The following is a 26,597-nucleotide window of genomic DNA, read 5'->3' as shown; positions in this document are numbered from 1 at the left end:
AAAAAATCAACAAAAACGAGAAAAAACTAAGAAAAAACTTAGTTTTGATGTAAAAATTCTGTATCTGATAGAAAACGGTAGAGGTCTCCGACCAGTCCCTGGTAAACTTCCTGCCCCTCAAAAGTCAAAGAAGTCACATAAAGTGTGTCTGGTAGGGTCACACATCCTGACAAAGCCAGCATGAGAGCCTCATAATCCTCATACTTGAGTGTACGCTCTACATGATAGCTGTCCTTATAGGTAAGTTCAAACATCTTTGATTTATCTTTCCGATTTTGTAAAGACACCACGCTCTACTAAACTATCCATGAGGAAATAGAATTTTTCCTGATGAATGTGGTGGTCTTCTGATTTGAAAATATCAACTAGACGTAGCCCAAACTTGTCAGTGATGTTGATTTTTGCACCTGTTAGTTCTTTGTTAATGATGATTTTGAGTTGGAAACCTTCTCCGCTATTTGGTACTTTTTCAAGAAGTCGAGTGAGTTCATAGTTACCAACTTTTGTTTCAAAGAAGGTATTATCTTTGAGTGTGAATTTTTTAACTGATGGACTAATCGTGTAGTCGTAACGACAATTTTTCAATTTAATGGTTTTTTCAAATGCCATATGGCTAACCTCCGATAATTTCTTTTAAGGTTTTTGAGAGGGTTTGTAGTTCTTCAACAGTATTTTCTGGCGAGAGACTGATACGAACGGATTCCTTCAAGCGTTCTGAATTAACCCCGTACATGGCTTCAAGAACATGGCTGGATTGAACAATACCTGCAGTACAGGCTGATCCAGTAGAGATAGAAATTCCAGCTAAATCTAGACGAAGGAGTAAGAGGTCGTTTTTCTGACCAGGAAAGCCGATATTGAGGACATAGGGGAGATGATTTTGTCCTCTATTCAAATAATACTGAATTCCCTCTAGTTCTGCAAGAAAGGCAGTTTCTAGATTTTGTACCTGTTGAAAATGTTCTTCTTGCTTTTCTAAATTTTCTTTTAGGGCTGCAACCATGCCTACGATGGAAGCCAGATTTTCAGTTCCTGCACGTTTTTTCTGTTCTTGGTCTCCGCCATGTAGATAGGAATCGAAGTCCATGCTAGATGCGTATAGAAAGCCGATTCCCTTAGGACCATGGAACTTGTGGGCAGAAGCAGTGAGAAAGTCAATTCCTAACTCTTCAGGATGAATCAGAAGTTTTCCAATAGCCTGAACCGCATCTACATGATAGGCGGCAGGATGTTTTTTTAGGATTTGACCAATTTCAGCGATTGGAAGTAAACTTCCAGTTTCATTATTAGCAAACATGGTAGATACTAAAATTGTATCTTTACGTAAAGCATCTTGTATTTGTTTGGCTGTGATTTCTTGATCTACGGGTTGGATAATAGTAACTTCAAAACCAAATTTCTCTACCAAGTAATCGATGGTCTCCAAAACCGCGTGATGTTCGATAGCTGTAGTGATGATGTGTTTTCCCCGTTCTTGGTGGCGAAGGCAATAGCCGATAATGGCAGTATTATTACCTTCAGTTCCTCCAGAAGTGAAAAAGATATGCTGGGGTTTGGTACCTAATAGTTGGGCTAAATCTTGGCGAGCCTGACGCAATAATTTATTTGCCTGGCGACCATGACCGTGAATACTAGAAGGGTTGCCATAAGTCTCTTTCATGACCTCAGTCATAGCTTTGATAGCAACTGCTGACATGGGAGTCGTTGCAGCATTGTCCAAATAAATCAAAGAATCACCTTATTTCTTTTTGTTGTAGGCAAAGAGTGGGCTGACTGGTTTTCTTTCGTGGATACGGACGATAGCATCACCAATTAACTCACTAGCAGTGATGTAGCATACATTTTTAGGAGTTTTTTCTTTTGTTGCTACTGAATCGGTCACAAGAATTTCTTTAATCTGAGTTTTATCAAGAAGTTCAGCAGCACCTTCAACGAAGAGACCATGACTAGAAACAGCATAAATTTCTGTAGCCCCTTCACGTTCTACGATTTTAGCTGCTTCAGAGAAGGTACGTCCTGTGTTTAAAATGTCATCAATCAAGATGGCTTTTTTACCTTCAACATCACCGATAATATAGCCTTCGTTACGAGTTGCATCGTCTTGAGGGTAGTCGATAATAGCGATTGGAGCATCTAAGTATTCAGCCAAACTGCGAGCACGTTTCACACCAGAATTTTTAGGGCTAACGACAACAACATCTGAACCTCTTAATCCTTTATCACAGTAGTGTTTAGCAAAGAGAGGAACAGTGTAAAGGTTATCTACAGGAATATCAAAGAAACCTTGAACTTGAACTGCGTGTAAGTCGAGGGTAAGGACACGATCTACACCAGCTTTAACCAGCATGTTAGCAACTAGTTTTGCTGTTAGTGGTTCTCTAGATGATGCAATTCTATCTTGGCGTGCATAGCCAAAATACGGAAGTACAACGTTGATGCTGTGGGCACTTGCGCGAACACAAGCATCTACCATGATTAACAATTCCATAAGGTGGTTGTTAACAGGGAAACTAGTTGATTGGATGATGTAGACATCGTAACCGCGGACACTTTCTTCGATATTTACTTGGATTTCTCCGTCAGAAAATTGACGAGATGACAGTTTACCAAGAGGGACACCTACTGAGTCCGCAATTTTTTGTGCTATCTCTTGGTTAGAGTTAAGTGCGAAAAGTTTCATATTTTTTTTATCTGACATTTTAGACCATCCTCTGTAAACTTTGCGAATCCTTGTTTTTCACCTTACATTTAAGACACAGGATTCGAGTATTCTTATCTTTTCTATTTTACCAAAAAAAGGAGATTATTTCAGCAATTTTTCATGCTTTTGACAAATCGAACCAATTTTGAAGGTGCTTTTTGGTAAGTGATTTGATTTTCTTCTAAAAATTTTTGAAAATCTATTTTTCCTACTTCATGATTTGTTACTTCGAGTTCTAATTCGTAATCTGTGATATCAAAGTACTGACTCTTATCTAGAGCCATTAAGCCGATCGGGGTTTCCATTTCGTAGCGAAAGGTCATTAAGCACCCAAGTACCTTCCATTGGGTACTTTTAATGCCATGTTTAGCCAGTTCATCAACTACAAGACCTTGAGGAAGTTCTCCCTTGTTCAGATAGTTTTCTGCATCTTTTAGATTCAACTTTTGATTAAATTCCATATTACCAACACTTTGGGGGACTTTTAGAGTCAATTCTGCCCAGTCATCAAAGGTACGAATGCGCATGGCAACCTTCTTTTCTCGCAGTTGAAAATCAGGTGTATCGATGTAATAATTTTTTTGAAGGACTGGAGATACTGTAGTAAACTGTTCTCTAAGTCGAGAATAGTCATCTTTTTTCAAGAGTGTTTTCAGTTCAATTTCTAAATGTTTCATTTTCCTTACCTTTTTTTTATCATTGAAAGCGATTTATGATATAATAGCAGTGTATTTATTGTATATGAATCTGGAGAAAAAATCAAAGATATTTTTAAAGGATAATATGAAACAAGGGAGAATATATGACCATAGAATGGGAAGAATTTTTAGATCCTTACATTCAAGCTGTTGGTGAGTTAAAGATTAAACTTCGAGGTATTCGTAAGCAATATCGCAAGCAAAATAAGCATTCTCCGATTGAGTTTGTTACAGGCAGAGTCAAACCTATTGAGAGTATCAAGGAAAAAATGGCTCGTCGTGGAATTACCTATACGACTTTGGAACATGATTTGCAAGACATCGCTGGCTTACGAGTGATGGTGCAATTTGTTGATGACGTCCAAGAAGTAGTAGCTATTTTACGTAAGCGTCAGGACATGCGTATTGTGCAGGAGAGAGATTATATCAATCATAGAAAGGCTTCCGGATATCGTTCTTATCACGTTGTAGTAGAATACACTGTTGATACGATTAGTGGTGCCAAAACCATTTTGGCAGAAATTCAAATTCGTACTTTGGCAATGAATTTCTGGGCAACGATAGAGCATTCTCTCAACTACAAATACCAAGGGGATTTCCCAGAGGAAATAAAGAAGCGACTAGAAATCACTGCTAAGATTGCCCATCAATTGGATGAAGAAATGGGGAAAATTCGTGATGATATCCAGGAAGCGCAAGCTCTTTTTGATCCTTTGAGTAGAAAATTGAATGATGGTGTAGGAAATAGTGACGATACAGATGAAGAATACAGGTAAACGAATTGATCTAATTGCAAATAGAAAACCGCAAAGTCAAAGGGTTTTGTATGAATTGAGAGATCGTTTGAAGAGGCATCAGTTTATACTTAATGATACCAATCCCGATATTGTTATCTCGATTGGAGGAGATGGTATGCTCTTATCAGCCTTTCATAAGTATGAAGACCAGCTGGATAAGGTTCGTTTTATAGGAGTACATACTGGGCATCTGGGCTTTTATACGGATTATCGTGATTTTGAGTTGGATCAGTTGGTGACTAATTTACAACTTGATACGGGAGCTAGGATATCTTATCCTGTTTTAAACGTCAAGGTATTTCTGGAAAATGGAGAGGTCAAGATTTTCAGAGCTCTCAATGAAGCTAGTATCCGTCGGTCAGACAGAACTATGGTAGCAGATATATTCATAAATGGAGTTCACTTTGAACGTTTTCGAGGAGATGGACTTACAGTTTCAACACCTACTGGTAGTACTGCTTATAACAAATCGCTTGGCGGAGCAGTATTACATCCTACGATTGAAGCTTTGCAGCTGACTGAGATTGCCAGTCTAAACAATCGTGTTTATCGGACCTTAGGTTCGTCAATTATTATTCCAAAAAAAGATAAGATCGAACTTATTCCAACCAGAAATGACTACCATACAATTTCGGTTGATAATAGTATCTATTCATTGCGAAATATAGAAAAAATAGAGTACCAGATTGACCATCATAAAATTCACTTTGTTGCATCTCCTAGCCATACCAGCTTTTGGAATCGTGTCAAAGATGCCTTCATCGGTGAGGTGAAAGAATGAGGTTTGAATTTATCGCAGATGAGCATGTAAAGGTCAAAACCTTTTTAAAGAAACATGAGGTCTCTAAAGGACTTCTAGCCAAGATTAAGTTTAGAGGTGGGGATATTCAAGTTAATGGCGAGACTCAAAATGCAACTTATCTTTTGGATATTGGAGACCGAGTTACTATTGATATTCCAGCCGAGGAAGGATTTGAAACATTAGAAGCTATCGAGCGTCCACTTGATATTTTATTTGAAGATGATCACTTCTTAATTTTGAATAAACCTTATGGTGTTGCCTCCATTCCAAGTGTGAATCACTCCAATACCATAGCCAACTTTATAAAAGGTTACTATATCAAGCAAAATTATGAAAACCAGCAGGTTCACATTGTGACTAGGCTTGATAGAGATACTTCTGGTTTGATGCTCTTTGCTAAACATGGCTATGCGCATGCTCGGCTAGATAAGCAGTTACAAAAAAAATCCATTGAAAAGCGCTATTATGCTCTGGTTAAAGGTGATGGACACTTGGAACTAGAAGGAGAGATTATTGCTCCGATCGCGCGTGATGAAGATTCCATTATTACCAGACGGGTAGCAAAAGGTGGGAAATATGCCCATACTTCCTACAAGATTGTAGCATCGTATGGCAATATTCACTTGGTTGACATTAGACTCCATACTGGTCGTACTCATCAAATTCGAGTCCATTTTTCCCATATTGGTTTTCCTTTGTTGGGAGATGACTTGTACGGTGGTAGTCTAGATGACGGAATGCAACGCCAGGCTTTACATTGCCATTATTTATCTTTTTATCATCCATTTTTAGAACAGGATTTGCAAATGGAAAGTCCTTTACCGGATGATTTTAGCAATCTTATTAAACAGTTATCAATTAATACTCTCTAGAATCTATTTGGAGTGTAATTTATTATTTATTTAAAGGAGAAAACTCATGGAAGTTTTTGAAAGTTTAAAAGCCAACTTAGTTGGCAAAAATGCTCGTATCGTTCTCCCCGAAGGGGAAGAACCACGTATCCTTCAAGCGACTAAACGCTTGGTAAAAGAAACAGAAGTAATTCCTGTTTTGCTTGGTAATCCAGAAAAAATTAAAATCTATCTTGAAATCGAAGGAATTGAGGGTGGTTATGAAGTCATCGACCCTCAACACTACGATAAATTTGAAGAAATGGTTGTTGCCTTGGTGGAGCGTCGTAAAGGCAAAATGTCTGAAGAAGAAGCACGCAAAGTTTTGGTTGAAGATGTCAACTACTTTGGTGTTATGTTAGTATACATGGGATTGGTTGATGGTATGGTATCTGGAGCAATTCACTCAACTGCTTCAACAGTTCGCCCAGCCCTACAAATCATTAAAACTCGTCCAAATGTAAGTCGTACTTCTGGTGCCTTTCTTATGGTTCGTGGAAATGAACGTTACTTGTTTGGAGACTGTGCAATTAACATTAATCCTGATGCGGATGCCTTGGCTGAAATTGCGATTAACTCAGCAATCACAGCAAAAATGTTTGGAATTGAACCTAAAATAGCTATGCTAAGCTATTCTACTAAGGGTTCAGGTTTTGGAGAAAGTGTGGATAAGGTAGTGGAAGCAACGAAAATCGCTCATGATTTACGTCCTGACCTTGAGATTGACGGTGAGTTGCAATTTGATGCTGCATTTGTTTCTGAAACAGCAGCGCTTAAAGCTCCAGGAAGTAATGTTGCTGGTCAAGCCAATGTCTTTATCTTCCCAGGTATTGAAGCCGGAAATATTGGTTACAAGATGGCTGAGCGTCTTGGAGGGTTTGCGGCTGTTGGTCCTGTATTGCAAGGTTTAAACAAGCCAGTTAACGATCTTTCTCGTGGATGTAATGCTGATGATGTTTACAAGTTAACTCTTATCACAGCAGCTCAAGCCGTTCATCAATAATGATTTAACCTCTTTCAATAGAAAGAGGTTGAAAATAAATTGTTCTTGACAAAACAGTTCTTATCTAGTAGAATGGTCTATGCGATGAGTCGATAGGTGGTTTTCGGACCACTATTGAGCATAAGGAGGTCATAACGCAGGAGCGGACCTTGATGAGTTGTGTGAACCTGCTCATCACATGAAGATGCCTCTTAATCCCTGGTCTATGATCAGGGATTTTTTATTTTCTTAAAATTTATGAAAAAAGGTTTGCAATTCATTGAAAAAGTAGTATAATACATCTATTATAGAAATTTTTAGAAAATTCCGAAAGAGGTTATTTATGGGATATACAGTTGCAGTAGTTGGCGCGACAGGTGCAGTCGGTGCTCAGATGATAAAAATGTTGGAAGAATCAACTCTTCCTATCGATAAAATTCGTTTACTTGCTTCTGCTCGTTCAGCAGGTAAGACTTTGAAATTTAAAGGTCAAGATATTACGATTGAAGAAACAACTGAGACAGCTTTTGAAGGGGTGGATATTGCTCTCTTTTCAGCAGGTGGTTCTACATCTGCAAAATATGCTCCATATGCTGTAAAAGCAGGTGCAGTCGTAGTTGACAATACTTCCTACTTCCGTCAAAATCCAGATGTACCTTTGGTTGTTCCAGAAGTAAATGCTCATGCTCTTGATGCTCACAATGGGATTATAGCTTGTCCTAACTGCTCAACTATTCAAATGATGGTAGCTCTTGAGCCAGTTCGCCAAAAATGGGGCTTGGACCGCATTATCGTTTCAACCTACCAAGCAGTTTCAGGTGCTGGTATGGGAGCAATTCTTGAGACACAACGTGAACTTCGTGAAGTCTTGAATGATGGAGTGAAACCACGTGATTTGCATGCGGAAATTTTGCCTTCAGGTGGTGACAAGAAACATTATCCTATCGCCTTCAATGCTCTTCCACAAATCGATGTCTTCACGGACAATGATTACACTTACGAAGAGATGAAGATGACTAAGGAAACTAAGAAAATTATGGAAGATAACAGCATTGCAGTATCTGCAACATGTGTGCGTATTCCAGTCTTGTCAGCTCACTCTGAGTCAGTTTATATCGAAACAAAAGAAGTGGCTCCAATCGAAGAAGTAAAAGCAGCTATCGCAGCATTTCCTGGTGCAGTTCTTGAAGATGATGTAGCTCATCAAATCTATCCGCAAGCTATCAATGCAGTGGGGTCACGTGATACTTTTGTTGGTCGTATCCGTAAAGACTTGGATGCTGAAAAGGGAATTCACATGTGGGTTGTTTCAGATAACCTTCTCAAAGGTGCTGCTTGGAATTCGGTTCAGATTGCTGAAACTTTGCACGAACGTGGCTTGGTTCGTCCAACGGCTGAATTGAAATTTGAATTAAAATAGTCATATTGTTTAGGAGTTCAGATGAACTCCTTCTTTGAAATAGAGAGGTGTTTCTCATGTCTTATCAAGATTTAAAAGAGTGTAAAATCATCACAGCTTTTATTACTCCTTTTCATGATGATGGTTCTATCAATTTTGATGCTATTCCAGCCTTGATTGAGCATTTGCTGGCTCATCACACGGATGGAATTCTTCTTGCCGGTACGACAGCTGAAAGTCCTACCTTGACTCACGATGAAGAGTTGGAGATTTTTACTGCTGTACAAAAAGTTGTTAATGGTCGAGTACCGCTTATTGCTGGTGTCGGTACCAATGATACGCGTGACTCAATCGAGTTTGTTAAAGAAGTAGCAGAATTCGGTGGTTTTGCTGCTGGGCTTGCTATTGTTCCTTACTACAACAAACCTTCTCAAGAAGGCATGTATCAACATTTTAAGGCCATTGCAGATGCTTCAGATTTGCCTATTATTATCTATAACATTCCAGGTCGGGTAGTGGTAGAGTTGACTCCTGAGACCATGCTTCGTTTAGCGGATCATCCAAATATCATTGGTGTTAAAGAATGTACTAGCTTGGCTAATATGGCTTACTTGATTGAGCATAAGCCTGAAGAGTTTTTGATTTACACTGGTGAAGATGGAGATGCTTTCCATGCAATGAATCTTGGTGCGGATGGAGTTATTTCTGTTGCCTCTCATACAAATGGGGATGAAATGCACGAGATGTTTACTGCCATTGCAGAAAGCGATATGAAGAAAGCCGCAGCTATTCAGCGTAAGTTTATTCCTAAGGTTAATGCCCTCTTCTCATATCCAAGTCCTGCTCCTGTCAAGGCCGTTCTCAACTATATGGGATTTGAAGCTGGTCCAACTCGTCTACCTCTTGTTCCAGCACCAGAAGAAGATGCCAAACGCATTATTAAGGTTGTCGTAGATGGCGACTACGAAGCGACTAAGGCAACTGTAACAGGTGTCTTAAGACCAGATTACTAATAAAGATAATAAAATCCATGACCGAATGAAGGATCATGGATTTTTCTTATTTTCCTAAACAGAATTGGCTAAAGAGTTGGGTGATGAGTTCATCAGGAGCAGCATCTCCAGTAATTTCACCTAAAATCTCCCAAGTACGAGTCAAATCAACTTGAAGTAAATCAACTGGCATACCTAGTTCCAAGCCTTCGTTTACAGCTTGTAGACTTTCGACTGCTTTCTCAATCAAGGAAATGTGACGTGCGTTAGACAAGTAAGTAGCATCTTGCTCAACTAAACCAGCATTTTCAAAGAAGAGGTTATTTATTCTCTCTTCAATCTTATCGATATTTTGGTTTTTAAGGACGGAAATACGGATGACGTCTTCAGGTAGTTCTGAAGTTTCAATCGCTTCAGGCAGGTCAGTTTTATTAAGTAGAATAATTCGGTTAGTATCCTGACTGATTTCTAAGAGTTGTCTGTCTTGAGCAGTCAGTGGCTCGCTAGCATTTAGCACTAGAAGAACTAAGTCGGCTTCCTTAAGAGCTTTTTTCGAACGCTCAACTCCGATTTGTTCCACGATATCATCCGTTTCACGAATTCCTGCAGTATCAATCAGTTTGAGAGGGACACCGTTGATGTTGACGTATTCTTCGATAACATCACGTGTGGTACCAGCAATATCAGTCACGATAGCCTTGTCTTCGCGTAGGAGATTGTTGAGAAGGCTGGATTTACCAACGTTGGGTCGTCCGATGATAGCTGTTGAAATTCCTTCACGAAGGATTTTTCCACGACGGGCTGTTCTAAGAAGATTGGTTAGCAATTGTTCAAACTCCATTGTCTTTTCACGGACAACAGCAGTAGTAGCTTCCTCAACATCGTCGTACTCAGGATAATCGATATTGACCTCAACTTGGGCAAGTGTATTGAGGATTTCTTGGCGAGTATTATTAATGAGGTCAGAAAGAGAACCATCCAATTGCTTCACTGCAATATTCATTGCTTTATCAGTTTTTGCACGGATGATATCCATGACCGCCTCAGCCTGTGTCAAGTCTACACGACCGTTTAAAAAGGCACGTTTGGTAAATTCACCAGGTTCAGCCAATCGAGCTCCTTCACGGATAGCTAGTTGCAATATTTCATTAGTAACCGCAATCCCACCGTGGGTGTTAATCTCGATAATATCCTCACGAGTGAAGGTTTTTGGAGATTTCATGACTCCGACCATAACTTCATCCATGATTTTACCAGTTAGTGGGTCGACGATATGTCCATAGTTGAGAGTGTGGCTGGCAACCTTGGTTAAGTCCTTTCCTTTGAATATTTTTTGAGCAATAGCAAAACTGTCTGTTCCACTCAGGCGGACAATACCAATAGCCCCTTCACCAAGTGGAGTAGATATAGCAGCGATGGTATCAAATTCACGTGTAATCATATCTTTTCCTTTAAAAATTATTCTTTTATAAGTTTGTAAATCTATTCTAAAATTGTAACAAATTTGATCTATTTCTTCAATGAATGCTACTTGGAGATTGAAAAAGCCTAAGCAATTCTGCTTAAGCTAGCTTATTTGGTGCGCATTTCCCCTTGTGGGAAGTAAGTTCCTTCAGGCATGTCGTTGATGATGACATGTACAGCTGATTGAGGGGCTCCAGTATTACGAACAACAGCTTCCGTTACTTCCTTAGCAAGAGCCTTCTTTTGCTCGAGCGTGCGTCCTTCAAATAAATCGATGCGTACAAATGGCATAATGGCTTCCTCCACTAGTTTTTATTTCTTCTATTTTACCACATTTTGCCGTTTAAAGCTTAAGAAAATTATGATATACTAGAATGTAGCAAAAATTTAGAAATGGACGTAAAGCAAGAAACATGGCACAGTTGTATTATCGTTATGGGACCATGAACTCTGGTAAGACGATTGAGATTCTCAAAGTGGCCTATAACTACGAGGAGCAAGGAAAAGGTGTTGTGATTATGACTTCAGCTCTGGATACTCGTGACGGTGTTGGCTATGTGTCAAGTCGAATCGGTATGAAACGCCCTGCCATTGCGATTGAGGAAACGACGGATATCTTTGGCTGTATCCGAGACCTACCTGAAAAACCTTACTGTGTGTTGGTTGATGAGGCCCAGTTTCTCAAGCGTCACCATGTTTACGACCTAGCTCGTGTTGTTGACGAGTTAGATATACCCGTCATGGCTTTTGGTTTGAAAAATGACTTTCGCAATGAACTGTTCGAAGGTTCTAAATATCTCTTACTCTTAGCAGATAAGATTGATGAAATTAAGACCATTTGCCAGTACTGTAAGAAAAAAGCGACTATGGTCTTACGTACACAGGATGGACTGCCCGTTTATGATGGAGAACAGATTCAGATTGGTGGCAATGAAACCTATATCTCGGTTTGCCGTAAACATTATTTTGCGCCAATGATAACCTCTAACAAGGAGCAAAACTATGACAATTGAACTAAGAGATGTTACAATGGAAAATTATTTTGATGTTTTGAATTTGGATGTCAAGGAATATCAAAAACAATTCATTGCAACCAATGCAATTAGTTTAGCTGAAGCATATGTCTACACTAAAAATAGAGATTTTGTAGCTCCATTGGCAGTTTATGATAATGATGCAATTATAGGTTTTGTGATGATAGCTTATGATAAAAAGATCGGAGTTAGTAGTGGAAATTATTTACTATTTCGTTTTATGATTGATAAGAATTTTCAAAATCAAGGATATTTTAAACCAATTATGGATAAAGTACTAGACTATGTTCGGACAGCGCCAGCAGGTTTAGGCAATAAACTTTGGTTGTCTTATGAACCAGAAAACGAACATGCAAGATCTTGTTACCTCAGTTATGGATTTAAAGAAACTGGGGAAATATCCGAGAACGAAGTAGTAGCAATCTATGATTTAACAATTGAGAACTAAGGAGAAAAAATGAACATCTATGATCAACTACAAGCTGTAGAAGACCGTTATGAAGAATTAGGAGAGTTGCTCAGTGACCCGGATGTGGTCTCTGACACCAAACGTTTTATGGAGCTTTCAAAAGAAGAAGCTTCAACTCGTGACACAGTAACAGCCTACCGAGAATACAAACAAGTCCTTCAAAACATTGTTGACGCTGAAGAGATGATTAAGGAATCAGGTGGAGATGCGGACTTGGAAGAAATGGCCAAGCAAGAACTCAAAGATGCCAAGGCTGAAAAAGAAGAATACGAAGAAAAACTGAAAATCTTGCTCCTTCCTAAAGATCCAAACGATGACAAAAACATCATCCTTGAAATCCGTGGAGCGGCTGGCGGAGATGAAGCAGCACTTTTCGCTGGAGATTTGCTAACCATGTATCAAAAGTATGCTGAAGCCCAAGGCTGGCGCTTTGAAGTCATGGAAGCCTCTATGAATGGTGTCGGCGGTTTCAAAGAAGTGGTTGCCATGGTTTCAGGTCAGTCTGTTTACTCTAAGCTTAAGTACGAATCAGGTGCCCACCGTGTGCAACGTGTCCCTGTGACAGAAAGCCAAGGCCGTGTTCATACTTCGACAGCGACAGTTCTTGTTATGCCAGAAGTAGAAGAGGTTGAATACGACATTGATCCAAAAGACCTTCGTGTCGACATCTATCATGCCTCTGGTGCTGGTGGACAGAACGTCAATAAGGTTGCGACTGCCGTTCGTATCGTTCACTTGCCAACCAATATCAAGGTTGAGATGCAGGAAGAACGTACCCAGCAGAAGAACCGTGAGAAGGCTATGAAGATTATTCGTGCGCGTGTTGCTGACCACTTTGCTCAGATTGCACAAGACGAACAAGACGCTGAGCGTAAGTCTACAATTGGTACTGGTGACCGTTCAGAACGGATTCGTACTTATAACTTCCCACAAAACCGTGTCACAGATCACCGTATTGGTTTGACCCTCCAAAAACTAGATACTATCTTGTCTGGTAAATTGGATGAAGTTGTGGATGCCTTGGTGCTCTATGACCAAACACAAAAATTAGAAGAATTAAACAAATAATGAAATTAGCTCAATTATTTTCAGATTTTGAAGAAGAGTTGATAAGACAAGGAGAGGAAGCAGAAAGCCTCTCTTTTGTCTATCGTAGTCTGAAAAATCTATCTTTTACAGACTTTATTTTTGCCCTCCAGCAGGAAGTGACAAAAGAGGAGGAATTATTTGTAGAGGAAATTTTTCAACAGTTAGTAGATCATAAACCAGCACAGTATATCATCGGACAGGCAGATTTTTTTGGAATGCAGTTGAGAGTTGATGAGCGGGTTTTGATTCCTCGTCCAGAGACAGAGGAGTTAGTGGAGCTCATCCTGGCTGAAAATCCTGATACGAATCTTTCAGTACTTGATATTGGAACAGGAAGTGGCGCTATTGCCCTTGCATTAGCAAAAAACAGAACAGATTGGTCAGTGACAGCGACAGATATTTCTCAAGAGGCGCTTGACCTTGCATTAGAGAATGCTAAAAATCAAAATCTTAATATATTTTTTAAAAAATCTGATTGTTTTGCAGAAATTTCTGAAAAATATGATATAATTGTTTCCAATCCACCCTATATCTCTCGTGAAGATGAGTCAGAAGTGGGTTTGAATGTTTTGCATTCAGAACCTCACCTAGCCCTCTTTGCAGATGAGGATGGTCTAGCTATTTACCGTAGAATTGCGGAAGATGCAAAAGACTATCTCAAAGATGGTGGTAAGATTTACCTTGAAATTGGATACAAGCAAGGTCAAAGTGTTCCTGAACTTTTTAGGAAACATCTTCCTGATAAAAGAGTTCGGACACTCAAGGACCAATTCGGTCAAGATAGGATGGTTGTGGTTGATGATGGACAGGATTAGAGAAGAGATAGAGAAGGGCGGAGCAGTCGTCTTACCTACCGAGACAGTTTACGGTCTCTTTGCGAAAGCTCTAGACGAAAAAGCAGTTGATCATGTATACCAGCTCAAACGTCGTCCTAGAGATAAGGCACTCAATCTCAATGTCGCTTCTCTAGAGGATATCTTACACTTTTCTAAGAATCAGCCAACATATCTCCAAAAACTTGTAGAGTCCTTTTTACCAGGTCCCTTGACCCTTATTCTCGAAGCCAATGATAGAGTCCCTTATTGGGTCAATTCTGGCCTTGCAACTGTTGGATTTCGGATGCCCAGTCACCCTATCACACTGGATTTAATTCGAGTGACAGGACCTCTGATTGGGCCGTCTGCCAATATCTCAGGTCAGGCAAGTGGAGTAACCTTTAATCAAATTTTAGAGGATTTTGACCAAGAGGTTCTGGGTTTTGAAGACGATGCTTTTCTAACTGGACAGGATTCAACTATTTTGGATTTGTCTGGAGACAAGGTGAAAATCTTACGCCAAGGGGCCATTAAGCGAGAGGATATTCTTGCTCAGTTGCCAGAGATTTCTTTTGAGGAGGAATAAAATGCTAAGAGATTTGCAAGAAACAGATGTGAATGCTATATGTGACATCAACCAAGAGGCTTTGGGTTATTCTTTTAGTCCAGAGGAAACAGCTAGTCAATTAGCTAGACTATCTCAGAATTCCCATCATTTCCTACTTGGCTATGAGGATGCAGCCAGTCATGTCCTACTTGGATATGTCCACGCTGAAGTGTACGAATCACTCTATTCCAAAGCAGGCTTTAATATCTTAGCCTTAGCAGTTTCACCTCAAGCGCAAGGTCAAGGTATCGGTAAAAGCTTGTTACAAGGGTTGGAGCAAGAAGCAAAAAGACGTGGTTATAGTTTTATCCGCTTAAACTCTGCCGATCATCGTCTGGCTGCTCATGCATTTTACGAAAAAGTTGGTTATACTTGTGATAAAGTGCAGAAACGGTTTATTCGCATCTTTTAGTTTATTTTCTTATTGTAAAACCAAGCTGAAGGACCAGTCACACTATAAAGGAGAAGACCTATGATTTTTGACAAAGACGATTTTAAAGCATACGATGCTGATCTCTGGAATGCAATTGCCAAAGAAGAAGAACGCCAACAAAACAACATCGAGTTGATTGCTTCGGAAAACGTAGTTTCCAAGGCTGTTATGGCCGCTCAAGGGTCTATCCTGACAAATAAATATGCCGAAGGTTACCCAGGACGCCGTTATTATGGTGGAACTGATGTGGTAGACGTAGTTGAAAGTCTAGCTATCGAACGTGCCAAAGAAATTTTCGGTGCTAAATTTGCCAATGTCCAACCACATTCAGGAAGCCAAGCCAACTGTGCGGCTTACATGGCCTTGATTGAGCCTGGCGATACGGTTATGGGAATGGATTTGGCTGCAGGTGGTCACTTGACTCATGGAGCTCCTGTTAGTTTCTCTGGTCAAACCTACAACTTTGTTTCTTATAGTGTGGATCCTGAAACTGAACTTTTAGATTTTGATGCTATTTTGAAACAAGCCCAAGAAGTAAAACCAAAACTGATTGTAGCAGGTGCTTCAGCCTATTCTCAAATTATCGACTTTTCAAAATTCCGTGAAATCGCTGATGCTGTAGGTGCTAAGCTCATGGTGGATATGGCTCACATTGCTGGTTTGGTTGCGGCTGGTCTTCACCCAAGCCCAGTGCCATACGCTCATATCACTACAACAACGACCCACAAAACCCTTCGTGGACCACGTGGTGGTTTGATTTTGACTAATGACGAAGAACTTGCCAAGAAAATCAACTCAGCAATTTTCCCAGGTATTCAGGGAGGTCCATTGGAGCATGTTGTTGCTGCTAAGGCAGTTTCCTTTAAAGAAGTATTAGATCCAGCTTTCAAGGAATATGCTACTAATGTTATTAAGAACAGCAAGGCTATGGCAGCTGTCTTCTTGCAAGACCCTGATTTCCGTATCATTTCTGGCGGAACTGAAAACCACCTCTTCCTAGTGGATGTGACCAAAGTTGTAGAAAACGGCAAAGTTGCTCAAAACTTGCTGGATGAAGTCAATATTACCTTAAATAAAAACTCAATTCCTTACGAAAGCTTGTCACCATTCAAGACAAGTGGTATTCGTATCGGAGCAGCAGCCATTACTGCACGTGGATTTGGTGAAGAAGAAAGTCGCAAAGTGGCTGAATTGATCATTAAAACCCTTAAAAATGCAGAAAATGAGACTGTTTTAGAAGAAGTGAGAAGTGCAGTCAAAGAATTGACAGATGCCTTCCCATTATACGAGGACTAAAAATTTTATGGACATTTATATTAAGAAAGCTATTATTCACCAGTTCAGCCCAGATGATACTGAGCTGTTTCTAGCGAATAAGTTTCTCAATATCACTCCAAAAATCGAAGAATACCTGCGGAAAAAAATTGAACGTGTGTATTCAGATGAAGCCAAGACTGGGATTTTCGAAGAAGAAAATCCCTTCTTCAATCACATCACAGACGATTTGTTGGAGACATCAGTAACACTGGCTAATCTCTGGAAAGAGGAGTTCAGTATTTCTGAGAATCTCAAGACCAATGATTTGATTTTTGTGCAATTTTCTAAAGAAGGTATCGAGCATTTTGCTTTTTTGCGAATTGCCCTGCGTGAGACCTTGACCCACCTCGGTGGAGAAGTTGATAATCCAATCAAGCTGACTCAGAATAACCTGCCTGGATTTGGAACGGGTGCCGACGAGGCCTTGGTTGTCAATCTTCAGAGTCGTAAATATCACTTGATTGAAAAACGAATCAAATACAACGGGACTTTTTTGAACTATTTTTCAGATAATCTTTTAGCTGTTGCCCCTAAGATTTCTCCCAAGAAATCCATCAAGGAGCTGGAAAAAACGGCCCAGAGAATTGCTGAATCTTTTAACACAGATGATTTTCAATTTCAATCCAAGGTCAAGTCTGCTATTTTCAACAATTTAGAAGAAAGCAATGAGTTGTCACCTGAAAAATTGGCCAATGATCTTTTTGATAACAACCTGACAGCTCGATTAAGCTTTATTGATCAAGTCAAGGAAGCCGTACCAGAGCCTGTTCAATTTGATGAAATTGATGCCAGTCGCCAATTAAAGAAATTTGAAAACCAAAAACTCTCCTTGTCAAATGGAATTGAGCTCATCGTTCCCAATAACGTCTATCAAGACGCCGAGTCTGTTGAGTTTATCCAAAATGATAATGGAACCTACTCAATCTTAATCAAAAATATCGAGGATATACAAAGCAAATAATGTTTAAATTATTACGAAGAGTGCTAGTGCTAGCAGTCTTACTTTTTGTTGGCTATAAACTATACCGTATTCATCAAGATGTTAAGCAAGTGATGACTTACCAAACCTTGGTTAGGGAAATCTTGAGTGAAAAAGATACACCAGCAAATGAAGAGCTTGTGCTCGCTATGATCTATACCGAAACCAAAGGAAAAGAAGGCGATGTCATGCAGTCAAGTGAGTCTGCAACTGGCTCAACAAACTCCATCAACGACAAAGCTATTAGCATTCGCCAAGGAATCCAAACTCTGACAGATAATCTCTATCAGGCTCAAAATAAGGGAGTTGATGTTTGGACGGCCGTGCAGGCTTATAATTTTGGACCAACTTATATTGATTTTATTGCTCAACATGGTAAGAAAAATACTCTCTCATTAGCAAAACAGTACTCGCGAGAGACAGTTGCTCCCTCACTTGGAAATACTACAGGAAAAACATATAGGTATATCCATCCTATATCTATTCTGCATGGAGCTGAACTTTATGTAAATGGTGGAAATTATTACTATTCTAGACAGGTGCAACTTAACCTTTATATATTGAAATCAATGGTCAAAGTGATGGAAATCATTCCTTTTCTATAGAAAACACAAAAAAGCCACTCATACGAGTGACTTTTTTTACAATCCAGCGAAATCTTTGATTTCTTGTGCTGACATTGAAGAGTCGCAACGGACATTGATTTGTCCGTCCGCAATGTGAACAAAGCCTGGTACAGTTGGGATTCCATAGCGTGAGCGGAATGCTTGTAACTCATTGAGTTGGCTTGATTCTTCACTGTTGATGAAGTAGATGTGAGCTTTGGTTTCAGCTATGACACCTGCCAATGTACCAGCAAATTTACGGCAGTAAGGGCAAGTTTTGCGACCGATAAAGAAGGTTGCAGTTTCTTTTTTATCAAGAGCTTCTTGCGCACGCGCAACTGTAGTGACTTCAAGGTCTTTGATGTTATCTAAAAATTGTTCCATGAGATTACCTCGCTTTCATTGATATGTCTAGTATGCCATAAAGTTTCTAAAATTGCTTAGATTTGATACGAAAAAAGATGAGATTGGTTAGTCTCATCTTTTTAGGTCGTTATTTTACAAAAGCATTGATTTCTGCTTCGATGTTAGCAATCTTAGCTTGTGATTCTTCGTTGGTTTCCCCTACAACTGCAATGTAGAACTTGATTTTTGGTTCTGTCCCTGAAGGGCGAACAGCAATCCATGAACCGTCAGCAAGTGTGTATTTCAACACATCACTTGGAGGAGTTGTCAAGTTTGTAACAGTACCGTCAGCAGCAGTAGCAGTTTGTGCCTTGAAGTCTTCTACGACAGTGATAGCTGTTGTGTTCCATTCTTTTGGAGCATTGTTACGGAATTTAGCCATAATCGCTTTGATTTGTTCAGCACCATCGACACCTGAAAGGGTAACAGAGATAGTCTTTTCTGCGTAGTAGCCGTATTCTTTGTAGATTTCTTCGATACCGTCAGCAAGCGTCAAACCACGTGAACGGTAGTAGGCAGCAAGTTCAGCAACGACAAGAACAGCTTGGATAGCGTCTTTATCACGTACGAATGGTTTAATCAAGTAACCGAAGCTTTCTTCGAATCCCATCATGTATGTGTGATTGTGTTTTTCTTCGAATTCTTGGATTTTTTCAGCAATAAATTTGAAACCAGTCAAGACGTTGAACATAGTTGCGCCGTAGCTTTCAGCAATCTTCGTTACCAAGTCAGTTGAAACGATAGATTTGCATAGAGCTGCATTTTCAGGAAGAGTTCCAGCATTTTTGTGGGCTTCCAAGATGTATTTTGCCATGATAGCACCGATTTGGTTACCTGAAAGGTTGAGGTAGCTACCATCTTTTTGAAGAACTTCCACACCAACACGGTCAGCGTCTGGGTCAGTTGCCACAAGAACATCTGCACCAACTTGACGACCAAGTTCTTCAGCAAGGGCAAAGGCTGCTTGGCTTTCTGGATTTGGAGATTTTACAGTTGAGAAGTCAGGGTCAGCAGTTGCTTGAGCTTCTACGACTTGAACAGAGTCAAATCCTGCTTGGGCAAGAGCACGACGAGCCAACATTTCACCAGTACCATGAAGTGGTGTGTAGACAATCTTCATATCTTTACCAAATTCTTCAATCAAGGCAGGGTTGATGTTAACGTCCTTGACTTCTTTTAGGTATTCCACATCGACAGCTTCGCCGATGACTTCAATCAAGCCAGAAGCTTTTTCAGCTTCCACATCAGCAACTTCAACTGCAAATGGGTTTTCGATTGCACGAATATAGGTAGTTAAAGCGTCTGCATCGTGTGGAGGCATTTGTCCACCGTCTTCACCATATACTTTGTAGCCGTTAAATGGAGCAGGATTGTGGCTGGCAGTAATCATAATACCAGCAAAACAGTTGAGGTGACGAACTGCAAAAGAAAGTTCTGGAGTTGGACGAAGGCTTTCAAATACATAAGATTTAATACCATGTTTAGCAAGAACTGCCGCAGATTCTAAGGCAAACTCAGGAGAGAAGTGACGGCTATCATAAGCAATCGCAACACCACGTTCTTTTTCGTTTCCACCTTTTGATTCAATCAAACGTGCCAAACCTTCTGTTGCTTGACGTACAACATAGATGTTGATACGGTTAGTACCTGCACCAATCAAGCCACGCATACCAGCAGTACCAAATTCAAGATTTGTATAGAAGGCATCTTCCTTTGTTTTTTCATCCATATTTTCTAAATCTTGACGAAGGTAGTCAGGAAGCTCCGCAAAATCAACCCATTTCTGGTAATTTTCTTGGTAAGACATTAAAATTCTCCTTTATTTTTAAAACATTTAATCGGCTTCATTATATCATTTTTTTAAGTTTTAGTAAATGCTTATACTCCTCTAAAATCTTTTCGATAAACCAGGTCAGCTTAACTTTGCTGTGTGTATGATGTTGATGCGGGGAAAAATTCAATCTCAGTAAAAAAGTAAGTCTTCTCATAATAAAACATTGATACCAAACGTTTTATTATGAGAAGACTTTTACACAGCATCTTTAATCTGTGACTAGACGTTTAGTTCTAAGAATGCCATCTTGACTAGATGGTTTTCTTGACCGTTATTGGTGATAATCTTCCAGCAAGGCTTCAAACTCAGATACTGACATACCTAATTACTGACTGGCAAGCTCGGAAGTCAGAATACCTTGACGAACTAGATTTGCTAAACCTACTTTTTAATCCCTGTTCGATGCCTTCAGCTCGTCCACGTTCAAGATCTTCCGCCCTAGCAGTTTCTAAGGCATAATCATGAGCCAATAACGGTTGTTCTTCACGCATACGTAGTTGACTAAACATTTTCCTGTCCTCCTCGGACCAGCTTTTATAGTCCAGCAGTTGATCTGCTTGGCTGATGGCTCGCTCAGGTTGTTTGGTAAAGGGTTTATTCCCGAAAAACTCCAACCACGGCTTGCGAACCTTGTCTTTGCTGGTTTCTCTGTATTTTTTAGTTCAAAGAACTCATTATTGTGATGATTTTACAATAATGCCTCAAATTCAGTGACAGTCATGCCTAACTGCTGACTGGCAATCTCAGAAGTCAGAAGATCTTGGCGGACCATATCTAGGAAGGCAAAGAGTTTTCCACGTTCAAGTCCTTGTTCAATCCCCTCTGCACGACCACGTTCTAAGCCTTTTTCCTCAGCTTGTTCCAAGGCATAGTCCTGTGCTAACAAGGCTTGTTCTTCGCGTCTGCGTTGTTCACTAAACATCTTCCTGTCCTCCTCGGACCAGCTCTTGTAATCCAGCAGTTGATCTGCTTGGCTGATGGCTCGATCTGGTTGTTGGGTAAAGGGCTTGTTGCCGAAAAACTCTAACCAGGGCTTGCGAACCTCGTCTTTGCTGGTTTCTCTGTATTTTTTTAGTTCTAAGAACGCCATCTTGACTAGATGATTTTCTTGTCCATTGTTTGTGATGGTTAAGACTTCACCCGTCGTGTCCTCTCGCATACTAAAACTGTGAAAGGCTAAATCATCTTGAAAATAATTACTGTCCACGATAGCAATAGCGTAAACAGGTGCGATGTGTTTATAGCTCTGGTGGGTATCACCTTCTTGTTGGCGAATTTTTTCGAGATTTTGATTGACCTGACTGCACAGATAAGCCCACAAACGATTGATGAAAAAATTCTGATGATGAACTTGGATTTCAATAATTACTTGCGTACCATTGTCCAACTCCGCCAAGACATCTATGCTAGTATAGAAATCCTGGGCCGAGTAGGGTAGGGAAGGCAAGACATGAATGTTACTTCCCTCCAAAATGGTTACATTTTTGGCTGGTAAATCCAACATATCGCGGATAAATTGACAAGTGATTTCTGGATTGCTAAAGATTTTCTTAGCAACCAAATCATTAGTTGGGCTGATGCCCGGATGACGTAATGTCATACTTCCTCTCCTTTCATTATAGCACATTTTTTAATCTAGTTTTACTAAATTTGATGCTTCTATCTATTTATTCGGAAAAAGAAGAAAAAGGGTAGAAAAAATCTCAAATTGTCTCATTTTTAAAGAAATAAATGTAAAAATCCTAAAGCAAGCTGGGGAGGTCTCAAAGCACAGGACTGAGCTTGCTGATAGGAGGAAGCAAGTCCATCAGATGCACACGACAGGGCAAGGCTGATGGGACTTCATCTTTGCTGTTGGTTTACTGATGAGGGACTCCTAACCTACCTTTGGTTTTGGTAAAAAGAGTCGTCTATATGCTAGTCTTTCATTTCAATCAAAAAAGTTGAAATTTATAGTTGTTTGATGTATAATATTTAAATGAGATTGTATGCTATTATGCAAGAAATAGTATAACAATATATATATATATATATATGATTGGAGTCTAAAATGGGTAAATTTGATAAACAACTAAAATATAGTATTCGAAAAGTAAGTGTCGGTGCAGCTAGTGTCGTCATTGGTGCTTTTTACCTTGCCATGGGGGCAGGTGTGGTACACGCGGAAACGAATACTACTACTGATGGAGGGGCAAGTCACTCTCGTCCGTCTCCAGAATCGGAGACAAGCCAACCTAACAGTCTGGCTTCGTCTGGCTATGGGGCGGTGGCTGCTCAAAATCCAGATGTTTCTGGAAAATCAACAGAGCCAACAACACCTAAAGAGAAAGAAAATAATGAAACCCTTAATGCGGCGCAGAGGGCAGAGGCGCCTACGTCTGCTAATACTAGAAGTCGCCGTGTAAGAAGAGAAACAGGAGATGCTCCTGCTGGCGGAACTTCTAATACTTCTACTGGAACTGAGACACCTGCCGGGGCTTCTACTGGAAATAACGAAGTATTAGATTCTGCTGTAACCGAACGTAAGGGGTCTACAGTACAACCAGATCAACCGGGGATATCTATACCAAAAGGAAATGAGGATGGAGCACATGATCCGAATGCTCACTTGAAGTTTGACGATCCTAAGGAAGATGCTACAGTTGAAGAAATGTGGAAAATTATCCAACATATGCCGGATGACTTCCAAAATAACGAGCGTTCATACTTGAGAAATATGGATACTCTAGGAAGAGAACTTCGATTTGATAAAACTGCTGAGAATCCAGAGGGTGTACCTCTTCAACCGGGTGAAATTAGAGAACTTCATGACTTTGGTGGTTGGCATGCCATTGATGAAAATGGAAACAAAGGTAAGTTCGTTATCGGTAGAAAGAACGCACAAGGTTACTTCACAGGTTGGCATAAAGTTGGACAAACTGAGAATGGGATTCCGATAATTGAACAAGGTGGTATGCTTGGGGCAGATTCCTTAGATAACGTCTATGTGCATGAGCAAGCCTTAGATCGTCGTTTTGATTATATGCTGATGCTTGTTAAAGGGCGTACACGTGCCAATCGTAATGATACTGTAGCGGATAATTCTACATATGATCCACGGACTCAGAATGAACGTGCAGAGGCGGTTGGTGCTAATTTTAAGACGCTTCCGTTTTTAGAAAAGGATAAATTTAATAAATATTCTCCAGGTGTCGTTGGCTACAATGGGATAGAGAAGAAATTCACAGCCTTTTCTACTAAATACGGAAGTCGTGTTCGTGTTGATTTTGTGACAGGGTACATCACAGATATTAACGGTTCTAAAGGAAGTTATCGAGTAGTAATTAAAGCTCAAAATAGCAAGGGCGAAGAAACAAAAGTTTATGATGAAACTATTTCTCGTGTAGCTGAAATCGTTCAGAATGAAGAGTTGTATAAGAAAGGTTTAAATGTTGAAGCGGCACATGCAAACATTTTGAGATTTTTAAAAGATGAGTTTACTTATCGCATTAATAAAATTAGAAATGAGAAAGTAAAAAATAGTTCATTAAAAGGTATAAACAAAAAAGATTACGATTCAAAACAACAAGAGTTATACGCTCAATTTGAAGCAGAAGCTACGGAAGAAGCTAAAAAACAAGGCGATATTGTGATGAATGTTACTGAAGACTTCTTAAGTATAGGAAAATCAAAGGAAAGAGATTCAGAGTGGAAGAAAACTTTCACAAGTACAGCTCAGTTACCTATAAAGCTAGCAAATGACTTGAATAATTTAATGAAAAATGCTGATAAAGATAATCCTAATACCCCAACTTGGCTAAGTACAGCTAAGCCTCAAGCTAAAGCTGATGACAGAGCATATAGATTACTCACTACTCTTATACCAGGTGCTAAGAAAATTACCTATCATGTTAACGATGATCAGCTGGAAGTTGAAACAGATAAATACACATATACTGCCGCTAGAAACGGTAGCAAGGAAGTTGGTATTCAAGGGTCTCGCATAGAAGCAACTGGAACTGCGAGTGAATATGGTCTTACCTCTGCAGATTTTGAACGAGCGAAAACGAATACAATAGCGAATAATCTTAATAATGGTTGGGCTAAATCTAATAATGAAGAATTCAAACATTTCTCACACATTTTAGGAGTAGATAAAGGGATTGTGCGTACGAATGTGATTTCTGATGAAGAACTGTCGGCTAAGATTAAGGAAGCAGTGGGTCCTGGATATAGCAAACTAGGAAAAGCAGGCTACTTCGCTACTGCGGACATTCCTTTAGGAACGGATATTGTATCATATACTGTACAAGTAATTCCATCTGATAATGAAAGAGTTGGGGTAAACCCTCAAAGTTCTCGTATTCAGTATAATATGCCAATTCTAGCCGATTTCTCAGTTATTCAAGATACGACAGGACCATCAAAAGAAGTAGCAATAAGAATAATTCGCAAGTCAAATCTTCCAGAAGATAAGAAAAATAAGATTATAGAAGAAATCAACAAGAGTAAGAAGACATCTGAAATAAGATCGGCTATGTCTAGGAATGTAAAAGTTCGATATGTTGATAAAGCAGGTAATGTGATTACAAATATCGAAAACGAAAACACTTTTGGTGAGAAAGACAGCGAAAATAGATATACAGCAGCTAAGGATGTGCTTATCAGTTCTACTTACGACGTAACAGCTAGAGCTTATACAACACTATCTACAACAAATAATAAATATTATAGTTTGGTAGCTGATAACGGTGGTTTAGCAACTGGTTCAGCACCAACGACTGGAACAATTGATACTACCGATGAAGATAAAGTTGTTACTTTTGTATATGAAGAAACGGTAAAACCAGTAACGCCAACAACAGGTAAAGGTGTCGTTCACTTCAAGAAACAAGTATCTGAGACAGTAACAGAACCGTTAACTGGATATGGTGATATTACGCTTTCTGGTAATGTAGGAGAGACATTCTCTTCAACAGATGTAGATACTAGAATAACAGCACTGAAAAATGCTGGGTATGAGATTGTAACAAACGAATTTGATACAAATAGTAAAACAATTGATTCAACAACTGATGTAGACGGACAAGAGCCAAGTCAGGTGTATAATGTAACTGTAAGAGAAAAAGTAGTAACAGTAACAACTCCACCAACTCCAGACACACCAATTGATCCAGAAAATCCAAACGGACCAAAATGGACAGAAGAGTTAGTGAACCAATTGTCACTTAAGAAAGATGTTACACGTACGATTACTTATGTTAAGAAAGAAACTGCGGATGGACCAGAAATAGCGGATGCGAAACCAACTAAGAAACAAACAGCCCACTTCAAACGTAGTGCAACATACAACTTAGTAACAAAAGTAGTAACGCCAGGAGAATGGACAAGTACGGATAAAACTCTAGCAGCTGTACCGACAGAAAAATTAGATGGTTATGTAGCAGACAAAGCATCTGTCGAAGAAGTGGAAACAAACGTAAATTCAACAGACTTAGATAAGAAAGTTGTGTATACTAAGTTAGGATCATGGATACCTAATAAACCAGGTGAAGAAACACCAACGCCAATCCCATATCCAAACCATCCGACAGATCCGACAAAACCAGGAGATCCAACACCAGGAACGGTCCCATATGTACCAGGATACACACCACAAGTTGGAGGGAACCCGTTAGTACCGAAAAATCCAGATGATTTAACGGAAGGATACAATCCACCAGTACCAACAGATCCGAAAACAAATACAGAAATCACATATGTGGCAGATCCACAAAAAGCAGTAGTGAAAGTATTCAATACAACAACAGGAACAGAGGTAGAATTACCAGCTGAGAAAGTAAGTATTGATAACGGAACAACAGATGCAGCAATTCCAACAGATTCAGTAACAGCTAAGATTGCAGACTTAGAAAAACGTGGATATGTAGTTGAAAATAAAGAGTTATTAAATAATCAAAAATTTGATAACGAAAAAGATCCAACAGATGGAGATCCAACGCAAGTATTCAAATTACTTGTTAAGGAACGTACTGTAACAGTAACAGAGCCGAAAAATCCAAATGATCCAGTAGATCCAGATAAACCAGAAGGACCAAAATGGCCAGCAGAAGGATTAGCAAAATCTGACTTAGAAAAAGAAGTAAAACGTACAATTACTTACGTTAAGAAAGAAACTGCAGACGGACCTGAAATCGAAAATGCGAAACCAACTAAGAAACAAACAGCGCACTTCAAACGTAGTGCAACATACAACTTAGTAACAAAAGTAGTAACGCCAGGAGAATGGACAAGTACGGATAAAAC

General features: G+C 39.6%; 26 protein-coding genes and 1 pseudogene. 16 read left to right on the top strand and 11 right to left on the bottom strand.

Translation table 11 applies throughout. The features are described 5' to 3' along the window. Window positions 1–38: 38 nt before the first annotated feature. The 5 genes from QZ114_RS05265 to QZ114_RS05245 all read right to left on the bottom strand — a co-directional run bounded on the left by QZ114_RS05265 (window position 39) and on the right by QZ114_RS05245 (window position 3,378). Complete coding sequence (locus QZ114_RS05265) at window positions 39–254, bottom strand: DUF4649 family protein (protein ID WP_295500580.1); 216 nt, start codon at window positions 252–254, stop codon at window positions 39–41. A 7-nt stretch (window positions 255–261) separates the two neighbouring features. Beyond that, window positions 262–609 carry a DUF1831 domain-containing protein gene (locus tag QZ114_RS05260; RefSeq protein ID WP_295500577.1) on the bottom strand — a complete coding sequence of 116 codons (348 nt, stop codon included), beginning with the start codon at window positions 607–609 and terminating at the stop codon, window positions 262–264. Window positions 610–613: 4 nt separating this feature from the next. Next, window positions 614–1,729, bottom strand: coding sequence for a cysteine desulfurase family protein (locus tag QZ114_RS05255; RefSeq protein WP_295500574.1), 1,116 nt, complete (start codon window positions 1,727–1,729; stop codon window positions 614–616). 9 nt (window positions 1,730–1,738) lie between these two features. Beyond that, on the bottom strand, window positions 1,739–2,698 hold the full coding sequence (locus QZ114_RS05250; RefSeq protein ID WP_295500571.1) for a ribose-phosphate diphosphokinase: 960 nt from the start codon (window positions 2,696–2,698) through the stop codon (window positions 1,739–1,741). A 110-nt stretch (window positions 2,699–2,808) separates the two neighbouring features. Next, window positions 2,809–3,378 carry a CYTH domain-containing protein gene (locus QZ114_RS05245; RefSeq protein WP_295500569.1) on the bottom strand — a complete coding sequence of 190 codons (570 nt, stop codon included), beginning with the start codon at window positions 3,376–3,378 and terminating at the stop codon, window positions 2,809–2,811. 125 nt (window positions 3,379–3,503) lie between these two features. Here QZ114_RS05245 and QZ114_RS05240 point away from each other — a divergent pair, with 125 nt between their 5' ends. From QZ114_RS05240 to dapA, 6 genes are all read left to right on the top strand, one after another. Beyond that, a complete protein-coding gene (locus tag QZ114_RS05240; protein ID WP_000151562.1) occupies window positions 3,504–4,175 on the top strand; it encodes a GTP pyrophosphokinase family protein in 672 nt (223 codons plus the stop codon). After that, window positions 4,159–4,977, top strand: coding sequence for an NAD kinase (locus QZ114_RS05235; RefSeq protein WP_295500563.1), 819 nt, complete (start codon window positions 4,159–4,161; stop codon window positions 4,975–4,977). The genes QZ114_RS05240 and QZ114_RS05235 overlap by 17 nt, the downstream gene beginning before the upstream one ends. Next, a complete protein-coding gene (locus QZ114_RS05230) occupies window positions 4,974–5,870 on the top strand; it encodes an RluA family pseudouridine synthase (protein ID WP_295500560.1) in 897 nt (298 codons plus the stop codon). The genes QZ114_RS05235 and QZ114_RS05230 overlap by 4 nt, the downstream gene beginning before the upstream one ends. Window positions 5,871–5,916: 46 nt before the next feature. Beyond that, window positions 5,917–6,891 (top strand): phosphate acetyltransferase, encoded by a 975-nt coding sequence (gene pta, locus QZ114_RS05225; protein ID WP_295500557.1) that lies wholly within the window; start codon window positions 5,917–5,919, stop codon window positions 6,889–6,891. A 322-nt stretch (window positions 6,892–7,213) separates the two neighbouring features. Continuing rightward, window positions 7,214–8,290: an aspartate-semialdehyde dehydrogenase gene (locus QZ114_RS05220; RefSeq protein WP_295500554.1), complete on the top strand. Its 1,077-nt coding sequence runs from the start codon at window positions 7,214–7,216 to the stop codon at window positions 8,288–8,290. 56 nt (window positions 8,291–8,346) lie between these two features. After that, window positions 8,347–9,282: a 4-hydroxy-tetrahydrodipicolinate synthase gene (gene dapA, locus QZ114_RS05215; protein ID WP_295500551.1), complete on the top strand. Its 936-nt coding sequence runs from the start codon at window positions 8,347–8,349 to the stop codon at window positions 9,280–9,282. 46 nt (window positions 9,283–9,328) lie between these two features. Here dapA and mnmE read toward each other — a convergent pair whose 3' ends face one another. Together mnmE and QZ114_RS05205 are read right to left on the bottom strand one after the other, a co-directional pair. Then, entirely contained in the window at window positions 9,329–10,702 is a 1,374-nt protein-coding gene (mnmE, locus tag QZ114_RS05210; RefSeq protein ID WP_295500548.1) for a tRNA uridine-5-carboxymethylaminomethyl(34) synthesis GTPase MnmE, read from the bottom strand. 131 nt (window positions 10,703–10,833) lie between these two features. Continuing rightward, window positions 10,834–11,016 carry a 4-oxalocrotonate tautomerase gene (locus tag QZ114_RS05205; RefSeq protein WP_001117401.1) on the bottom strand — a complete coding sequence of 61 codons (183 nt, stop codon included), beginning with the start codon at window positions 11,014–11,016 and terminating at the stop codon, window positions 10,834–10,836. Window positions 11,017–11,138: 122 nt separating this feature from the next. Between QZ114_RS05205 and QZ114_RS05200 the strand changes: the two genes are divergently transcribed. Genes QZ114_RS05200 through QZ114_RS05160 form a run of 9 tightly spaced genes read left to right on the top strand, consistent with a single transcriptional unit; the run spans window position 11,139 to window position 18,073 of the window. Next, a complete protein-coding gene (locus QZ114_RS05200) occupies window positions 11,139–11,738 on the top strand; it encodes a thymidine kinase (protein WP_295500546.1) in 600 nt (199 codons plus the stop codon). Next, on the top strand, window positions 11,728–12,207 hold the full coding sequence (locus tag QZ114_RS05195) for a GNAT family N-acetyltransferase (RefSeq protein WP_295500543.1): 480 nt from the start codon (window positions 11,728–11,730) through the stop codon (window positions 12,205–12,207). The genes QZ114_RS05200 and QZ114_RS05195 overlap by 11 nt, the downstream gene beginning before the upstream one ends. A gap of 9 nt (window positions 12,208–12,216) precedes the next feature. Further along, the gene (gene prfA, locus QZ114_RS05190) at window positions 12,217–13,296 is read left to right on the top strand and encodes a peptide chain release factor 1 (protein ID WP_001028815.1); all 1,080 of its coding nucleotides are present in this window, start codon (window positions 12,217–12,219) and stop codon (window positions 13,294–13,296) included. Beyond that, window positions 13,296–14,132 (top strand): peptide chain release factor N(5)-glutamine methyltransferase, encoded by an 837-nt coding sequence (prmC, locus tag QZ114_RS05185; RefSeq protein ID WP_295500540.1) that lies wholly within the window; start codon window positions 13,296–13,298, stop codon window positions 14,130–14,132. The genes prfA and prmC overlap by 1 nt, the downstream gene beginning before the upstream one ends. Beyond that, window positions 14,116–14,718, top strand: a complete 603-nt coding sequence (locus QZ114_RS05180; protein WP_295500537.1) for an L-threonylcarbamoyladenylate synthase — start codon at window positions 14,116–14,118, stop codon at window positions 14,716–14,718. The genes prmC and QZ114_RS05180 overlap by 17 nt, the downstream gene beginning before the upstream one ends. Before the next feature lies 1 nt (window position 14,719). Next, window positions 14,720–15,151, top strand: coding sequence for a GNAT family N-acetyltransferase (locus QZ114_RS05175; RefSeq protein ID WP_295500535.1), 432 nt, complete (start codon window positions 14,720–14,722; stop codon window positions 15,149–15,151). A gap of 60 nt (window positions 15,152–15,211) precedes the next feature. Next, window positions 15,212–16,468, top strand: a complete 1,257-nt coding sequence (gene glyA, locus QZ114_RS05170) for a serine hydroxymethyltransferase (protein ID WP_295500533.1) — start codon at window positions 15,212–15,214, stop codon at window positions 16,466–16,468. Window positions 16,469–16,475: 7 nt separating this feature from the next. Further along, a complete protein-coding gene (locus QZ114_RS05165; RefSeq protein WP_295500531.1) occupies window positions 16,476–17,450 on the top strand; it encodes a nucleoid-associated protein in 975 nt (324 codons plus the stop codon). Next, window positions 17,450–18,073: a lysozyme family protein gene (locus QZ114_RS05160; RefSeq protein WP_295500529.1), complete on the top strand. Its 624-nt coding sequence runs from the start codon at window positions 17,450–17,452 to the stop codon at window positions 18,071–18,073. Before QZ114_RS05165 ends, QZ114_RS05160 begins: the two co-directional genes overlap by 1 nt. Window positions 18,074–18,109: 36 nt before the next feature. Here the strand turns inward: QZ114_RS05160 and QZ114_RS05155 are convergent, their stop codons facing one another. From QZ114_RS05155 to QZ114_RS05140, 4 genes and pseudogenes are all read right to left on the bottom strand, one after another. After that, window positions 18,110–18,457, bottom strand: coding sequence for a thioredoxin (locus tag QZ114_RS05155; protein ID WP_295500526.1), 348 nt, complete (start codon window positions 18,455–18,457; stop codon window positions 18,110–18,112). 109 nt (window positions 18,458–18,566) lie between these two features. Beyond that, window positions 18,567–20,285 carry a phospho-sugar mutase gene (locus QZ114_RS05150; protein ID WP_295500524.1) on the bottom strand — a complete coding sequence of 573 codons (1,719 nt, stop codon included), beginning with the start codon at window positions 20,283–20,285 and terminating at the stop codon, window positions 18,567–18,569. Between the two features lie 352 nt (window positions 20,286–20,637). Then, window positions 20,638–20,971, bottom strand: a pseudogene (locus QZ114_RS05145) (hypothetical protein); the annotation flags it as partial. Window positions 20,972–21,000: 29 nt separating this feature from the next. Beyond that, window positions 21,001–21,912, bottom strand: a complete 912-nt coding sequence (locus QZ114_RS05140) for an Rpn family recombination-promoting nuclease/putative transposase (protein ID WP_295500521.1) — start codon at window positions 21,910–21,912, stop codon at window positions 21,001–21,003. 450 nt (window positions 21,913–22,362) lie between these two features. Between QZ114_RS05140 and QZ114_RS05135 the strand changes: the two genes are divergently transcribed. After that, window positions 22,363–26,597, top strand: a 4,235-nt coding sequence (locus QZ114_RS05135) for a YSIRK-type signal peptide-containing protein (protein WP_295500517.1), incomplete at its 3' end; no start/stop codon positions are given.

This window comes from uncultured Streptococcus sp., assembly GCF_901875575.1.
Classification (GTDB): Bacteria; Bacillota; Bacilli; order Lactobacillales; family Streptococcaceae; genus Streptococcus.
This window is presented reverse-complemented; position numbering and strand designations above follow the sequence as displayed.

Bases quoted from the DNA above. Each gene is read 5' to 3' on its own strand.
- QZ114_RS05265 (WP_295500580.1), bottom strand. From the start codon at position 254: ATGTTTGAACTTACCTATAAGGACAGCTATCATGTAGAGCGTACACTC.
- QZ114_RS05260 (WP_295500577.1), bottom strand. From the start codon at position 609: ATGGCATTTGAAAAAACCATTAAATTGAAAAATTGTCGTTACGACTAC.
- QZ114_RS05250 (WP_295500571.1), bottom strand. From the start codon at position 2,698: ATGTCAGATAAAAAAAATATGAAACTTTTCGCACTTAACTCTAACCAA.
- QZ114_RS05245 (WP_295500569.1), bottom strand. From the start codon at position 3,378: ATGAAACATTTAGAAATTGAACTGAAAACACTCTTGAAAAAAGATGAC.
- QZ114_RS05240 (WP_000151562.1), top strand. From the start codon at position 3,504: ATGACCATAGAATGGGAAGAATTTTTAGATCCTTACATTCAAGCTGTT.
- QZ114_RS05235 (WP_295500563.1), top strand. From the start codon at position 4,159: ATGAAGAATACAGGTAAACGAATTGATCTAATTGCAAATAGAAAACCG.
- QZ114_RS05230 (WP_295500560.1), top strand. From the start codon at position 4,974: ATGAGGTTTGAATTTATCGCAGATGAGCATGTAAAGGTCAAAACCTTT.
- pta (WP_295500557.1), top strand. From the start codon at position 5,917: ATGGAAGTTTTTGAAAGTTTAAAAGCCAACTTAGTTGGCAAAAATGCT.
- QZ114_RS05220 (WP_295500554.1), top strand. From the start codon at position 7,214: ATGGGATATACAGTTGCAGTAGTTGGCGCGACAGGTGCAGTCGGTGCT.
- dapA (WP_295500551.1), top strand. From the start codon at position 8,347: ATGTCTTATCAAGATTTAAAAGAGTGTAAAATCATCACAGCTTTTATT.
- mnmE (WP_295500548.1), bottom strand. From the start codon at position 10,702: ATGATTACACGTGAATTTGATACCATCGCTGCTATATCTACTCCACTT.
- QZ114_RS05205 (WP_001117401.1), bottom strand. From the start codon at position 11,016: ATGCCATTTGTACGCATCGATTTATTTGAAGGACGCACGCTCGAGCAA.
- QZ114_RS05200 (WP_295500546.1), top strand. From the start codon at position 11,139: ATGGCACAGTTGTATTATCGTTATGGGACCATGAACTCTGGTAAGACG.
- QZ114_RS05195 (WP_295500543.1), top strand. From the start codon at position 11,728: ATGACAATTGAACTAAGAGATGTTACAATGGAAAATTATTTTGATGTT.
- prfA (WP_001028815.1), top strand. From the start codon at position 12,217: ATGAACATCTATGATCAACTACAAGCTGTAGAAGACCGTTATGAAGAA.
- prmC (WP_295500540.1), top strand. From the start codon at position 13,296: ATGAAATTAGCTCAATTATTTTCAGATTTTGAAGAAGAGTTGATAAGA.
- QZ114_RS05180 (WP_295500537.1), top strand. From the start codon at position 14,116: ATGATGGACAGGATTAGAGAAGAGATAGAGAAGGGCGGAGCAGTCGTC.
- QZ114_RS05175 (WP_295500535.1), top strand. From the start codon at position 14,720: ATGCTAAGAGATTTGCAAGAAACAGATGTGAATGCTATATGTGACATC.
- glyA (WP_295500533.1), top strand. From the start codon at position 15,212: ATGATTTTTGACAAAGACGATTTTAAAGCATACGATGCTGATCTCTGG.
- QZ114_RS05165 (WP_295500531.1), top strand. From the start codon at position 16,476: ATGGACATTTATATTAAGAAAGCTATTATTCACCAGTTCAGCCCAGAT.
- QZ114_RS05160 (WP_295500529.1), top strand. From the start codon at position 17,450: ATGTTTAAATTATTACGAAGAGTGCTAGTGCTAGCAGTCTTACTTTTT.
- QZ114_RS05155 (WP_295500526.1), bottom strand. From the start codon at position 18,457: ATGGAACAATTTTTAGATAACATCAAAGACCTTGAAGTCACTACAGTT.
- QZ114_RS05150 (WP_295500524.1), bottom strand. From the start codon at position 20,285: ATGTCTTACCAAGAAAATTACCAGAAATGGGTTGATTTTGCGGAGCTT.
- QZ114_RS05140 (WP_295500521.1), bottom strand. From the start codon at position 21,912: ATGACATTACGTCATCCGGGCATCAGCCCAACTAATGATTTGGTTGCT.